This window comes from Streptomyces clavifer, assembly GCF_036345975.1.
GTDB lineage: Bacteria > Actinomycetota > Actinomycetes > Streptomycetales > Streptomycetaceae > Streptomyces > Streptomyces clavifer.
Window position 1 is genome coordinate 7,565,397 of record NZ_CP107793.1, and the last position, 13,633, is coordinate 7,579,029.

Here is a 13,633-nt window from a genome sequence, read left to right on the forward strand (position 1 = left end):
GGCTGACCTGGCCCTCAGCTGGGCATCGTCTTTCGGATCATCCCGCCCTCGGCATCCTCGGCTGTCCGGATGCGGGACAACAGCATCTGCCGCGTTCCGGTCGGCCCGGTCGGCGGCGAGGGTGTAGAGGCCAATCCCGGGGCGTGACGCTCATACGCATTGGCCTGTCATGTGCGACGCGGGTCAGCGGCGGGGTAGCACGCCCAGGAGGGTTGCGGTCAGGGCCAGCTCCAGGTAGTCCTTCAGCTCCAGGTGGAAGCGGGCCAGGTCGGGTTCGGCCTGATAGGCCGCCTGCAGGCTGGGTGGGGGTGTGCTGTACGCAGACAGTGCGCCGGCCATGACCATGGTTTGCAGGCTGAACAGTGTTGCGTTCTCGCCCAGCTCCGGCAGGTACTTCTGGATCAGGGCGGTCATGGTTGTCAAGCGTTCCAGGGAGGCGCGCTTGTAGCGGGCTACGACCTCGACGGAGACGTTGTGTTCCAGGACGCTGCCCTGCGCACCGAAGAGGTCGCACAGCACCACTCGGCCGGAAAGCGAGCGGCTGAGGATTTGGGCCACCGCTGTTGCCCGCTCGGCCATGGGTAGATCTTCGTCGGTGCCGGCGGCCAACTCGCCTGCTAGTTCCGTCAGCCACTCCTGCAGGAAGCGGTCCAGCAGATCTAGCAGCACCGCTTCGCGTGACTCGAAATAGCGCAGCACGTTCGGCTTCGCCAGTCCTACCCGGCGGCTGAGCTCATTCAGGGTGACCGCGGCCACGGGCATCTCGTCGAGCATCGCCGACGCCGTGTCGAGGATCGCCCGTCGGCGGATCTCCCGCTGCTCTTCGGTTCGCGCCCGCTGGAAAGTCACGAGCACCATCCTAACTTAGGTACCACCGGTACGTTGACAACGTACCGACAGTACTTTAACGTCACGGCACAAGATACCTTCGGTACGTAAATGGTTGGAGTGCGACATGAGTGAGAAGTGGACGACGGCGAACATTCCGGACCAGCGCGGGCGGGTAGCCGTGGTGACCGGGGCCAACACCGGACTGGGGTACGAGACCGCCAAGGCGCTCGCCGAGCGCGGCGCGTCCGTAGTGCTCGCCGTGCGCAACGTCGAGAAGGGCGAGCAGGCCGCGGCCCGCATGACCGGCGACGTGACCGTGCAGGCGCTGGACCTGACCTCGCTCGACTCCGTCCGGACCGCGGCGGCGGCGCTGCGGTCCCGGCTCGCCCGGATCGACCTGCTGATCAACAACGCCGGCGTGATGTACACCCCGAAGCAGACCACCCGGGACGGCTTCGAGATGCAGTTCGGCACCAACCACCTCGGCCACTTCGCGCTCACCGGGCTGCTACTGGACCTGATGCTGCCAGTGCCGGGCTCGCGCGTGGTGACGGTCAGCAGCACAGGCCACCGCATCCGAGCCGCGATCCACTTCGACGACCTGCAGTGGGAGCGGTCATACGGCCGGGCCGCCGCCTATGGTCAGTCCAAGCTGGCCAACCTGATGTTCACGTACGAGCTGCAGCGTCGACTCGCCGCGCACGGCACCACCGTCGCGGTGGCCGCGCACCCCGGCATGTCCAGTACCGAACTCGCCCGCAACACCCCTGCGGCCCTCCGGCTTCCGCTCACCTGGCTTGCACCGCTGATCACTCAAACGCCGGCGATGGGCGCGCTGCCGACCCTGCGCGCGGCCACCGACCCGGCCGCGCTCGGCGGCCAGTACTACGGCCCCGGCGGACGCAACGAGGTCAAGGGCCACCCCCGGCTGGTCACCTCCAGCCCTCAGTCGTACGAGGTAGCCGTCCAGCAGCGGCTATGGGGCGTCTCCGAAGACCTCACCGGGGTGGAGTTCCCCATCGTTCAGTCCAAGCAGTACGCGGTTCCCTCCGGATCGGCCACCACGATGTAGCCCGCACGGGTAAGAGGTGCCGGCTCGTCGCGGCGCAAGCGGGCGGCGCCGAGTCCGACGAGGCGCCCGCACTCCGCCTCGAGGCGGCCATTCGCTCGTCGCCGTGCGGGCCGGGTGACGTCGGTGCGGTCGCGATGGGCCTTGGCGCCACCGTCACCGGCCACGGCACCCCGTACACCAAGTCTTGGGAGGTGAACTCGGCCCCGGGCCGACGCCTCTACGAGCGCCCCCTCCGCTGAGCAGGCCGGCCCGCACTGCCCTTACCGTCCGTAGAGAAGGTGGGCCGCCGCCTGATTGCGGTCGGCGACACCGAGTGCGTTGTGGCACACCGGATCTTGTTCGAAGCAGGCGGCGTGGTTGATCATTCGGCCTGTGGTGCAGGTGTGGTCGCGGGCCAGGAACTGGCCGGCCACGGCGAGCCCCGGGCGTATCCGGAGGCCGTCGAAACAGTGATCGTCGCTCTCGCTGCCCGGACACTGTCGCAGCCGATGGCTGGACGGGGCGCTGTGGGCCATCAGCAGGTGCAGCAGTTCATGACCTCGCCCCATCCCCGCTACGAGGCCGACGACTCGGTACCTGTTCAGGCGCCGAACCGGGACGCCGGGCCGCCGAGGACCCGGTCAAGCCCGTAGGCGAAGTCGTCGTCGCGGGTCTGCTGCGGGCAGGCCTGCTTACGGCCGAGTTGGTACGTGCCTGGAAGGCTCCTGCAACGCATTCACGAAGGGGGCGGCTCCGTCGAAGGGTTGGGGGCGGACCGGTCGCAGATGTTCATGGGGTCGACATGTGTTTGCGGGGGAGCGGAGGAGGCATCAGGTGTCGGTGGGCCACGGCCGCGAGCAGGACGTAGGCGAGCACCACCAGCACAACCGTGATGATCCACGCATGCGATCCGGTCGGGTCGTAGACCCGCCCCGCGTTACCCACGTCCACGGCCGGCGCCGTCTCTCCGGCCTTGAACGTGTCCCGGCCGCTGCCGTACAGCTTGACGCCCCCGAGCTGCACGGTGCCGTCGTTGGACCGGAAGGTTCCCGACCACTCGCAGGTGGTGTGCCCGGCGTGACCCGCGCACACGAGACGGGTCGCGGTGAAGATACCCTGCGGCCCGTCCGCTGTGGCGGCCCTGGCGGCGGTGCCGAGATTCGGCACCGTCATCCAGAACAGCAGTACTCCGGCCAGCAGGAGCAGCAGGGACACGAACCCGGAGGGCCTACTCCCGCCCGTGGCCATGTGTTCAGTCCTTTGGTGCGCAGGCGCATGGTGCGGCGGCGTTGTCCGGCCGGTTCGCGCGGGTGTGCAGGTACATCGCCACCACCATGGGGACTGTCACCAGGGTGTTGTAGAAGAGGTGCAGTTCCACTCGGGGCATGAGTAGCTGAATCAGACTCGTCGGAGCGGCCTTGCCCAGCAGGTGCGCGCCCACGAGCACCTGGACCAGGAGCAGGAGGTGCTCCAAGTGGTGCCACACCTGGATGCCGAGCGACACTTTCCACCAGGTGCCCGAGCGGCCGGTGAAGCCCGGGCGCAGGAGGAACAGGCCGACCATCATCACGAGGGCGTAGCCGTAGTGCATCCATTCCGAAGTGACGAGCCATGGGAACGGAAGCCCGAGCACGCCGCGCGCCTCGGGGATTGGCCATCCCATGACATAGATCTGGTACGCCTGGACCAGGTGCTCCGCCCAGTGCGCGACGACGATGAACAGGAATAAGCGCAGGCCGAGTTGATGATGACGGCTGTTGAGGGAATCGAGCCCACCCCGCACGGTCAGCGGTGATGTTCCCGTGCTGATGGCCATGTCTGAACCTCCACGGTCGGAGAACGGTGGCTCATTACATCAGGCTCGTGCGCGGGATGGCTTCTTCCGCCGTGCCCTTCTTGAGGGCCGGTTCGCGGACGCCCGTGCTCTGCAGAACGGCTCGGCGGCACACCCGCAGTGTGTGCGGCGCCGGCCACCGCCGGCGCTTGCCGGACAGCTGCCGCTGCTCAGCGGCTTGATCGCGGGAGGACCGATCGTCCTGGCCTCGCGGTCGGTTGGCGGTCCGGCATCGGCATCGCGAGTTTTCGTGGTCCCGTGTGCGGTTGCCACCGACAGGTCGGTTCATTAGCTTCCTTGCATCACGAGGCCCTGTCGTCCCGCGGTCACTTCGCCGTCGCCCGCTGTCTGTCTCCCCCTTTCTTCTGGAGGAAGAGCTATGCCCCATATCGCACTGAGCAACGACCTCCCCGGAATTACCGGCCTGATGGCCCACCGTCCCGACACCGCCGGACCGCTGGGCGACCTCGCGGATGCCTTGTTGAGGGCGCCGTCCTCGCTCGACCCGGGAGAGCGTGAGCTGATCGCGGCGTACGTCTCGCGACTCAACGACACCGAGTTCTGCTCCTCCTCGCACGGGGCCTTCGCCGCCGCGCAGCTGGCGGGAGGTCAGGAGTTGGTCGGGGCGGTGCTGGCCGACCCCGGCACCGCTCCTGTGAGCGGCCGGCTGCGTGCGCTGCTGAGCGTGGCGGCCGAGGTCCAGAACGCCGCGCGTCCGGTCTCCGACGAGGCGATCGCGTTGGCGCGCGCCGAGGGTGCGAACGACACGGACCTGCACGACACCGTTCTGATCGCCGCGGCGTTCTGCATGTACAACCGCTACGTCAGTGGCCTCGCCACTGAGCTGCCGAAGGACGACGAGTACTACAACCACGCCGCCCAGCGCATCGTGGCCGACGGCTACCGGGGCGGGATCCTGCAGGAGGACTGACGTCACCCACCCAGGAGGGGGCGAGCCATGGGCACCCGGCGCAGGTGGAGACGGACGACGTTCCGGACCGGCACCACTGCGGTGGTCGCGGCGCGAGTCCCGGCATTGGACTGCACACGGTGGAGGAACTCCCTCAGTCGGGCGCCCACGTGTTGCTGCCCGTACACGATCCGCTCGTCCCCGGTGGGGATCAGCGCCGCAGCGGTCAGGACCGCACACAGTTCGGAGGTGTGCTCCACCCCGCTGCTCGCCGACTGGGCCGTGGGCATCAGCAAGGCGGGCTGAGTGTTCATCCTCGCCGTGTCGGTGACCGCTGTGGCGGTGTCTCCGCCGGAGGCACCGCACTGATGGCTCCTGTGCCCTTGGTGTCGGCGTTCGTCTTCCCGCGCCCGTTGGCGCGCGGGCGGCAGCTGGACGAGGTCGTGCCGGAACCACATGTCGTCCGGGAGTCGCGCCGGGCGTGGAGGGCTGTCGAACGAGCACGTGCCCAACTGCCCCTGGCACGCTTCCGTCCACGGCGGGCGCGGGCCGGGACGGCCGATCAGCGAACGCCGGCCCCTCGGGGGAGTCTGCCGTAAGACCGCAGACCGCAGACCGCAGACCGCAGAACCGTAACCGGACGCTGTGCACCACCTCACCTACCGCGCCTGTCGGGAGAACATCACCCGACTTGTCACCTCGGGCCCTTCGGTCGCGGACCTTCTCGTGCCGGCGTGTCCCGGCTGGAGCGTGCGCGATCTTGTCGGACACCTTGTCCAGGTCTGTCGGATGGCCGTCGATGAGGAGCCGGGCGACATCAGCGAGCTGCCGTCCCCGCCTCCAGGCGTTCCTGTCGATGAACTCCTCCTTAGCTGGGTCGAGTTGGAGGAGACAGTTCCGGGAGCACGGCCTTGCGGCCGAGGGGCCGCCCCGGTGAAGCGGAGGCCGGGGCGGATCGTGTCATGAACCGGCCGGGGCCGGGAGCAGTCCTCGGTGGGTCGCTGAGCCTGAACGAAGGGTGGCCGGGTTCGCCCGGTACAGGCGGATCACGACCGGTTCCAGTGCGCGGTCCACTGACGCGGTGATCGGCCCGAAGCCGCCGACCGCCGGTAAATGACCGGCCTGATGCCCTTCGCCGGTCCTCTGCGTCACGGAGTGTGCCAGTACGTGCCAACTCCCCGGAGGCACATTGTCGAGTACGAAGGCCCCTGGGCGGGGCAGCACCGTGCAACGCACCGGGTGCCCCTGCGGGAAGGGGGCGGGGAAGAGTCCCACGAAGACGACCCCGGACTGATCCACAGCGGGCGCCTGCACATGCCCGTGAAGCGGCATCGGCGCCGTGGGGGCGCCAACGCCCTCGCGCGGGCCCGTTGCGGCGAGGTGGTCCGCCGAGCGGAGCTGCCGGTACGCGGACGGGGTGATGCCCGTGCAGGACTTGAAACACGAGCTGAAGGTTCCGACGCTGCTGTACCCGACGGTGTAGCTGATCTCCGCTATGTTGAGCTGCGAATCAGAGAGGAGCCGCTTCGCCTCCTCGAAGCGGATGGCTCTGAGGAAACGTCTGGGAGAGACCCCCATCAGGTGCGTGAACTCCCGGGTGAAGTGGAATCTGCTGAAGCCGACCGCCTGGGCTATGTCATCTATGGTCAGGTCTTCCCTGAAGTTGTGATGCATATCCGTGACCACGTGGACCACGGCTCGCGTAATGGCAGTCTCCATAACCTCTCCCTCATCAGAAAACACAGTCAACGAAGATCTCATCGCGCCGAAAAAGGAGGGGTTTCCGCAAGCGGGCGCGCGACCGGGTACCACCGGTCGCGAAGATAGGGCTCCGAGTCACGGCCAGTTAAGCGGCCCATCTACGGGCGAGGCGGTTGAAGGGTGAATACCCGCTCCTCCGCTCGAAAGAGATGGACAAGTTCCAGCCGATTCCGGTCTCCGTAGCCGGCTTAGTCGATGTGATCACTCGAAGCCCTGACATCGTGACCGGATCGGATCGGTGGCGACAGGCTGCCCCTGGTCGTCGGCTGGTTTTGACAGGTTCTGTGTCCGCCTCGCCCTGATATGGGGCCTAAATGGGCTCGAAACTGCCTCAATATGGAGCCTGCGAGAACTTTCTGCTCATGTGTCAGGAGTGGTGAGTGGGGCAGTTGGGGCGACAGGTGGAGCAGACCCCCGGACGCTCCAGATCGAGGAACCGGCGGTTGCGATCCTTGGAGACCCGCTCGGCCGACACGTTCAAGTCAACGGCGGTGTAGTTGAGTCCTGAACATCGTCTGCCGTTTTGACGGCTCCCTGTTCAAGAGGGCTCCCTCCTGGGCGGGCCGTATCACGTGTTTCTGTTTGCTCCTCAAAACTGAGATTTCTCAGCGTTGCCGCTCCAATGCGAGGATGGCCTCGGTGATGCACGTAATGAGGTTGGAGCTGCATCGGGACCTGCGGGGGATTCGCCAGGACTTCAGCCCCGCGACGCCGCGTTCGAGGGTACGCGTGCTGCGGCCAGTGCTTGATCCGGTTGCACGCCTGGGTCGGGTGCAGCCATCAACTTAGGAGTCCGTCGTGCGAACCGGGTGGGTGACCGCACAGGCCTTGTGGGAGCGGGGGCTTGGACCGGTGGTATTCGACCCACGGCCAAGGGGGGATAGCGGGGCTGCGGGTGCCGGGAACGTACCTGTGAGGAATTCCTCGGCACCCGGGACGGCCCGGAAGGCTGCTCCACGGTGCTCACGTGTCGGCGTACGCAGGATCTGCTCTGGTACGTGCCGGTCGTGCGGGCGGGTGGCATTGCGTTCCAGGCAGACCGACAGCGGTGTGGTCACGAGGAGCGCAACGGTCGGCATTTTGTAGCTGCTGGCAGACATCGAGGATCCGGGGACCAATCGGGTCGATGCCGTATCCTCTTCGCGAGTTCCGTATACCTGAGCTTATGGGACTGCCACTCTGCGGGCCTTCGCGTTTCCTCCACGCGGTGGCCATGATTCCGTAATGCTGATTCCCTCATCGCGCCCGTCCTTGGGGGACCTCATGTGTACCCGCACCACCTCGGCCGTCATCGCCGCCGGCCTGCTCCTCGCCACCCTTACTGCATGCGGGGGCAACAGCACCGAATCGAAGCCCAGCAGCCCTCCCTCGCTCACCGCCGAACAGCGCGCCAGCGTCAATGCCGCGACCGGCCTGCCCGACACCACGCCGGAGCAGGAAGCCGCATTCGTCGCAGCGCTCGACTCCATCGACAAGGACATTGCCCACGGCAAGGCGGACAAGGCTGCCGGCCGAGGACGAAGCCAGTGCCAGACGATCCACAACTGGCCCGATGACATGGAGAAGCAGGTAGACCTGGCAGCTCAGCGGTTCACCAGCCCGACGCACCCGGAGGGCCGCACACCGGAGACCGCAGCGAAGATCAACGCAGCGGCACACGCGCACCTCTGCCCAGCGTTCTGACGCACTGATGAGGGAACCCGCAGAAGAACCCATCACCGACGAGCTGTTGCGTCGCACCCTTGTTGCTTGTGGCCCCCGCGTAGGTGGCCGCTACGCCGTATCCGACGACAGTCGGTAGTTTGCCCCGATTCCAGGTCCGGCCGTACGCTCCGGCGGCCGGGCCTCGGCATGTTCCGGAGCGCGACCGCATCCGTGTGCTGCGCTGACTGATCATTTCGGAATGAGGTTCGGAGTCGTCTCAAGCAGATGATGCTGCGGGCGAATCGGAGTAGTTCGAGGCGGAGGTCTGCTCGTATCTCGTAGCGGATGCGCAGTCGTTGAACTGGTGGAGGCAGGCGAAGGTCCGCTCGACGACCTACCGTGTCTTGCCCAGTCCCGAGCCTTGCGGGGTGCCGCGGCGGGCGATGACGCAGTTCCGCCAGGAGAACCTCATGTAGGCGGGGCCACACTCCGGCCTTCGTCCAGCCCCGCAGACGACGACCAGGCCATCACCCCGCTACAGCCCACCAGCTCCGCGGGACCGTCCCGCGGAGCTCGGTGGTGTGGTGGGGAACGCGACTCGCAGAGCGATCATCGGCGACCGGTGGATCACGGGTCTCTCGGCCCCTGTGATTGCTGAACTCGTTTTCCATATCGGTCCGTTGCGGTATGAGCGCCAGGCGGCGATCACACTCCAGGCCCCCACCGCCTGCCGTGGCTGCTGCCACCGGCCCTGTCCGCACTGCTGGAGGTCGTCATCACTCGCCGCGACGCACCGTCCAATCCGGCTGCCGAGGGCCTGCATCTCGCCCTGAACCGGCGCCACGTCCACCCCGAGCGTGCGGTGTTCGTCGGCGACAGCCCCGCCTCGAAGACGCCCTGGGCGCCCGTCACCGACACCGTCACCCCCGCGGGCGGCTTCGGCCACCAGTTTGCCGCCGCGCTCCGCCTGGCCAGCGGCCGACGGGTCTTTGTCAAAGCGGCCCCCGCCGACGACCCGCTGACCGCCGCCAACCTCCATGAAGCCGACGTCTGCAGCTCGCTGTCGCCCGGCGCCCCGGCCCCGGAGCTGCTGGGCACCCACCGCGCCCCACGTCCGCGCCCTCCAGCCGGAGCTCCCTTAATGGGAAGCGGCCTGGACGGGCCTCGCCCACGGAGACCGCATCGTTCACGGCGACCTGCGGGCCGACAACATGGTCCGCGACCGCCACCTTGGTGTGACCTTCGTGGACTGGGCCCACGCCACCACCGGCCTGGCCTGCATCGACGCAGCCTCCCTCGCGCACCCGCAGGGCCGACGGCCTACGCTACGCCCAGCCGTACCACCGCAGGAGGACTCGTCCATGAAGGCCGTTCACAACCATCCAGTGCTCGCCGATCCGGCACTCGACGACCCCGTGGGGCAGTCGCTGTGTGGCCGTCACGCGCCCCTGGCCCGCAGGATCGGAAAGGCGGCCACCTACCTGCCGGACGTCACCACCTTCGCCACCGTCTCCCCGGGCTCGGGCCCGGAAGCGTGGGAAGACCTGGCCGCCCTGCTCGGTCCCGGCGAACTCGCCGACATGTTCAGTTCGCCGGCGGACCCGCCGGACGGCTGGGCGCCGGTCTTCTCACTCGACGGGTACCAGATGGTCCACCTCGGAGCCCGCGAGGGATCCCCCGTCTCCGAGGCAGCGACTGAGCCGGAGGCCGTGGTGCTGGGTGAGGCCGACGTCCGGGACATGCTCGCCCTCATCGCCCGGACGAGCCCGGGGCCCTTCTGGCCGCGCACCCATGAACTCGGCACCTACCTGGGAATCCGCGTCGACGGCACGCTCGTCGCCATGGCGGGTGAGCGGCTGCGTCCGCCCGGCTGGACCGAGATCAGCGCGGTCTGCACCGCCCCGGAGGCCCGCGGGCGAGGTTACGCGGGCCGGCTGGTGAACGCCCTGGTCACCCGCATCGAGTCCCGGGGGGAGCGCCCCTTCCTGCACGTCGCCCGGGCCAACACCGCGGCGCTGGCACTCTACGAACGGCTCGGATTCGAGGTACGGACGCCGGTAACGTTCCGCGGCTTCCGGACACCCTGACCGCGGGGACCTCCGGCGAGGCCGGAGGTCCCCCACAGCGTATGACGGTGCCACAGACTTGAAGTCGTACCGGGGCCCGTCCCAGCCGCTCCCCAGCCCGCTCGGCGGTCTCGGCGGCAACCCGGCTGGGTCCGGCCGTCCCCCGGACGCCGGCCTGTCCCCGCGGGCCTGGCAGCACCGTTCCGCACGCGACCCGTTGACAGGGCGGGTCCGCACTGGCTTCATGGGCACGTCCATGGAAGCGCTCCCACGGCAGGCGTCACCGACGCCTCTTCTGGCTGCCTCGCCCTGGCCGGCACCGCCTGACCTGCTCGTCCCCGGACGGCTGGTGCGGCGCGCCACCGCACCACCGCAGGCATCGGCGGAGCACGCGCCCACGCCGATCCGCCAGGCACCCCCGCACCACCGCAACGCCCGGCACCTCTCGGACCCGCGCCACCGCAACGCCCGGCACCTCTCGGACCCGCGCCACCGCAACGCCCGGCACTCCTCGCTCCCATACACGTCGTACCCACGAGCCGCGCATCCCCGCCCCGTCTCGCCGTGACGCCGCCCCACGGGCCGGCTCCGGCGTGCCGCCCGCCCCACGGAAGGACGATCCGTTGCGCCTGTACGCCCTCTCCCGCCCACCCCTGCACCGCCCCGCGCCACCCGGGGGTCCACGCCGCTCCCGCTGGGCCGCCTCCCTCGTCGCCGTGGCCGCGATGCTGGGTGCCGCCCTCACACCCCTGACCGCCGCCCGGGCCGAGGCCGCCCCGGCGTTCGCGTACGGCGAGGCCCTGCAGAAGTCGCTGTACTTCTACGACGCCCAGCGCTCCGGCCGCCTGTCTGCGGACAACCGCGTCCCCTGGCGCGGCGATTCGGGCACGGAAGACGGCAAGGACGTCGGCCTGGACCTGACCGGAGGCTGGTACGACGCCGGTGACCACGTGAAGTTCGGCCTGCCCATGGCCTACAGCGCCGCGGTCCTGGCCTGGGGCGGCATCGAGCAGAAGGCGGCGTACAGCGCCACCGGGCAGTTGGAGCACCTCAAGGACAGCCTGCGCTTCGTCAACGACTACTTCGTCAAGGCGCACCCCTCCCCGACCGTGCTCTACGGGCAGGTGGGCAACGGTGCCGACGACCACAAGTGGTGGGGTCCGGCCGAGGTCATGCCGATGGCCCGGCCCGCGTACAGGATCGACGCCTCCTGCCCCGGTTCGGACCTGGCCGGGCAGACCGCCGCCGCGATGGCCGCCTCCTCGATGCTGTTCACCGACGACGACCCGGCGTACGCGGCGAAGCTGGTCACCCACGCGAAGCAGCTGTACTCGTTCGCCGACACCTACCGTGGCAAGTACAGCGACTGCATCACCGACGCGAAGTCGTACTACAACTCCTGGAGCGGCTACCAGGACGAGCTCGTGTGGGGGGCGATCTGGCTACACAAGGCCACCGGGGACGCCTCCTACCTCGCCAAGGCCGAGACGTACTACGACGGTCTCTCCACCGAACCGCAGTCCACCACCCGCTCCTACCGGTGGACCCTCTCGTGGGACGACACCTCGTACGGCTCCTACGTTCTGCTCGCCAAGCTCACCGGGAAGAAGCGGTACATCGACGACACCAACCGGTGGTTGGACTGGTGGACTTCCGGGGTGAGCGGCGCGAAGGTGCGCTACTCCCCGGGGGGTCAGGCCGTTCTGGACTCGTGGGGTTCCCTCCGGTACGCCGCCAACACGGCCTTCGCCGCGCTCTCCTACAGCGACTGGCTGACCGGGGACGCGACGCGTAAGACGCGCTACCACGACTTCGCGGTGCGACAGATCGACTACGCCCTCGGCGACAACCCGCGCAAGTCGAGTTACGTCGTCGGCTTCGGCGCCAACCCGCCCACCAAACCGCACCACCGCACCTCGCACGGCTCGTGGACCGACCAGATCACCAACCCCGCCGAGAGCCGTCACGTCCTTTACGGCGCCCTCGTCGGCGGACCGAGCGCCCCGGACGACACCTACACCGACGACCGGCAGAACTACACGAACAACGAGGTCGCCACCGACTACAACGCTGCGTTCACAGGTGCACTGGCCCGCCTGTACGCCGAGTACGGCGGTGCCCCGCTCGCCGCGTTCCCGCCGGCCGAGACGCCGGACGGGCCTCAGGTGCTGGCGCAGGCTTCGGTGAACGCCACCGGGCCGAATTTCACCGAGATCAAGGCGTACCTGGTGAACAAGTCCTCCTGGCCCGCGCGTCCGCTGGCGAAGGCGTCGCTGCGGTACTACTTCACACTGGAACCAGGAGTCTCGCCGGGGGATATCAAGGTCACCACCAACTACAACCAGTGCGGCACGGCCGGCGGGCCCGAGCAGCACGCGGGTGACGTGTACTACGTCGAGGTGGACTGCTCCAACACCGTGATCGCCCCGGCAGGTCAGTCGGCCTACCGCAAGGAGGTCCAGTTCCGCATCGCTTCCGCGGGAGCGTGGGACCCGTCGGACGACTGGTCACTGCGGGGTCTGCCCACCACGCCGGGCGCCACCCCGACCGACGCGCCGAACCTGGTGCTGCTGGACGGGGGCGAACGCCAGTGGGGGGCCCTGCCCGACGGATCCGGGCCCACTCCGACCCCGACCCCCACGCCGACTCCGACCCCGACACCCACTCCGACCTCCACTCCCACCCCCGCTCCGGGCAGTGCCTGCGCCGTGGCCTACAGGGTCGGCTCGTCCTGGGGCAGCGGCTTCACCGCCGAGGTGACGGTCCGCAACACCGGTACCACGGCGGTTGACGACTGGCGTCTCGTCTGGAGCTTCGCCGGCGCGGAGAAGGTGACCAACGCCTGGAACGCGTCCGTCACACAGTCGGGCTCGGCGGTGACCGCCGCCGGAGCCGCGCACAACAAGGCGATCTCCCCGGGCGGTTCGGCGTCGTTCGGCTTCCAGGCATCCGGTGCTCCCGGCGCCTCTCCCTCGGATCTCGCCCTGAACGGTGTCCGCTGCGGCTGAGCGGACCGCTCCACCGCGTGGCCGTCCCAGGAGTGCCCAGGGGTGGCCACGCGGGTGGTCGCCGGATCAGGCGGCGGCGCCCGGGAGGTCATCCGCCGGCCGGTTCGGAGGTGGACGCGCCGCCGCCCTCCGGACCGCCGATGACCACGGCGCCCCGGTAGTGCTCGCCGAGACGGCCGCGAGGGGATGCCTCAGCTCGGACAGCCGCGAACCCACCAGATCCAACGCCCCTCAGACGACCTGCCGCCGCCCGGCCGGGGCCCGCGAGAGGGCCTGCGCACCGTCTTCCGGCGTCAGTGCCTTCGTCGGCGTTCCCTTCGTACGGGGACCGGCGACCCGCCCGCACGATGCGAACCGTGCGTGCTGCCCCCGGTGCCGCCCGATCGGTGCCCGTCGCTGCCGCCGGGCCGAGCACGGCACCCCCACCGAACGCAGCGGCCTCGGCGCGTTGCACAAGCTCTGCCGCCGGTCATTGCCTTCACGTTCAGGTCGCCGGTCGCGGTAACGAGGTTCTCGGACGTCCCGGCG

General features: G+C 68.9%; 14 protein-coding genes and 2 pseudogenes. 7 read left to right on the top strand and 9 right to left on the bottom strand.

Going from position 1 to position 13,633, the window contains the following annotated elements; genetic code table 11:
* Positions 1 to 183: 183 nt before the first annotated feature.
* Complete coding sequence (locus OG927_RS32795) at positions 184 to 849, bottom strand: TetR/AcrR family transcriptional regulator (RefSeq protein ID WP_056792896.1); 666 nt, start codon at positions 847 to 849, stop codon at positions 184 to 186.
* A gap of 106 nt (positions 850 to 955) precedes the next feature.
* Between OG927_RS32795 and OG927_RS32800 the strand changes: the two genes are divergently transcribed.
* Entirely contained in the window at positions 956 to 1,903 is a 948-nt protein-coding gene (locus OG927_RS32800) for an SDR family NAD(P)-dependent oxidoreductase (RefSeq protein ID WP_124280125.1), read from the top strand.
* On the opposite strand, the gene OG927_RS32805 is transcribed toward OG927_RS32800, so the two are convergent.
* From OG927_RS32805 to OG927_RS32825, 5 genes are all read right to left on the bottom strand, one after another.
* Entirely contained in the window at positions 1,855 to 2,067 is a 213-nt protein-coding gene (locus OG927_RS32805; protein WP_392928173.1) for a VOC family protein, read from the bottom strand. The two genes, OG927_RS32800 and OG927_RS32805, sit on opposite strands and share 49 nt — an antisense overlap.
* Positions 2,068 to 2,163: 96 nt before the next feature.
* The gene (locus tag OG927_RS32810) at positions 2,164 to 2,451 is read right to left on the bottom strand and encodes a hypothetical protein (protein WP_124280124.1); all 288 of its coding nucleotides are present in this window, start codon (positions 2,449 to 2,451) and stop codon (positions 2,164 to 2,166) included.
* A gap of 32 nt (positions 2,452 to 2,483) precedes the next feature.
* Positions 2,484 to 2,618 carry a hypothetical protein gene (locus tag OG927_RS32815; protein ID WP_277426285.1) on the bottom strand — a complete coding sequence of 45 codons (135 nt, stop codon included), beginning with the start codon at positions 2,616 to 2,618 and terminating at the stop codon, positions 2,484 to 2,486.
* 53 nt (positions 2,619 to 2,671) lie between these two features.
* A complete protein-coding gene (locus OG927_RS32820; RefSeq protein WP_124280123.1) occupies positions 2,672 to 3,130 on the bottom strand; it encodes a hypothetical protein in 459 nt (152 codons plus the stop codon).
* Positions 3,131 to 3,134: 4 nt separating this feature from the next.
* Positions 3,135 to 3,698, bottom strand: a complete 564-nt coding sequence (locus tag OG927_RS32825; protein ID WP_056792873.1) for a hypothetical protein — start codon at positions 3,696 to 3,698, stop codon at positions 3,135 to 3,137.
* A 397-nt stretch (positions 3,699 to 4,095) separates the two neighbouring features.
* Between OG927_RS32825 and OG927_RS32830 the strand changes: the two genes are divergently transcribed.
* Positions 4,096 to 4,647, top strand: a complete 552-nt coding sequence (locus tag OG927_RS32830; RefSeq protein ID WP_056792874.1) for a carboxymuconolactone decarboxylase family protein — start codon at positions 4,096 to 4,098, stop codon at positions 4,645 to 4,647.
* Positions 4,648 to 4,649: 2 nt separating this feature from the next.
* On the opposite strand, the gene OG927_RS32835 is transcribed toward OG927_RS32830, so the two are convergent.
* Positions 4,650 to 4,940 carry a hypothetical protein gene (locus tag OG927_RS32835; protein ID WP_164494070.1) on the bottom strand — a complete coding sequence of 97 codons (291 nt, stop codon included), beginning with the start codon at positions 4,938 to 4,940 and terminating at the stop codon, positions 4,650 to 4,652.
* A gap of 331 nt (positions 4,941 to 5,271) precedes the next feature.
* On the opposite strand from OG927_RS32835, the gene OG927_RS36070 reads away from it, so the two are divergent.
* On the top strand, positions 5,272 to 5,592 hold the full coding sequence (locus OG927_RS36070; RefSeq protein ID WP_124280122.1) for a maleylpyruvate isomerase N-terminal domain-containing protein: 321 nt from the start codon (positions 5,272 to 5,274) through the stop codon (positions 5,590 to 5,592).
* Here OG927_RS36070 and OG927_RS32840 read toward each other — a convergent pair.
* Together OG927_RS32840 and OG927_RS32845 are read right to left on the bottom strand one after the other, a co-directional pair.
* Positions 5,587 to 6,345: a helix-turn-helix transcriptional regulator gene (locus OG927_RS32840; RefSeq protein WP_164494069.1), complete on the bottom strand. Its 759-nt coding sequence runs from the start codon at positions 6,343 to 6,345 to the stop codon at positions 5,587 to 5,589. The genes OG927_RS36070 and OG927_RS32840 overlap by 6 nt on opposite strands.
* Before the next feature lie 647 nt (positions 6,346 to 6,992).
* Positions 6,993 to 7,138 (bottom strand): annotated as a pseudogene (locus tag OG927_RS32845) (IS5/IS1182 family transposase); the annotation flags it as partial.
* 512 nt (positions 7,139 to 7,650) lie between these two features.
* Between OG927_RS32845 and OG927_RS32850 the strand changes: the two are divergent.
* From OG927_RS32850 to OG927_RS32865, 4 genes and pseudogenes are all read left to right on the top strand, one after another.
* Complete coding sequence (locus OG927_RS32850) at positions 7,651 to 8,070, top strand: DUF732 domain-containing protein (protein ID WP_056792877.1); 420 nt, start codon at positions 7,651 to 7,653, stop codon at positions 8,068 to 8,070.
* A gap of 1,172 nt (positions 8,071 to 9,242) precedes the next feature.
* Positions 9,243 to 9,302: pseudogene (locus OG927_RS36075) on the top strand (hypothetical protein); the annotation flags it as partial.
* 90 nt (positions 9,303 to 9,392) lie between these two features.
* Positions 9,393 to 10,118, top strand: coding sequence for a GNAT family N-acetyltransferase (locus OG927_RS32860; RefSeq protein ID WP_209471822.1), 726 nt, complete (start codon positions 9,393 to 9,395; stop codon positions 10,116 to 10,118).
* A gap of 602 nt (positions 10,119 to 10,720) precedes the next feature.
* On the top strand, positions 10,721 to 13,105 hold the full coding sequence (locus tag OG927_RS32865; protein ID WP_274923049.1) for a glycoside hydrolase family 9 protein: 2,385 nt from the start codon (positions 10,721 to 10,723) through the stop codon (positions 13,103 to 13,105).
* The last annotated feature ends 528 nt before the right edge of the window (positions 13,106 to 13,633 follow it).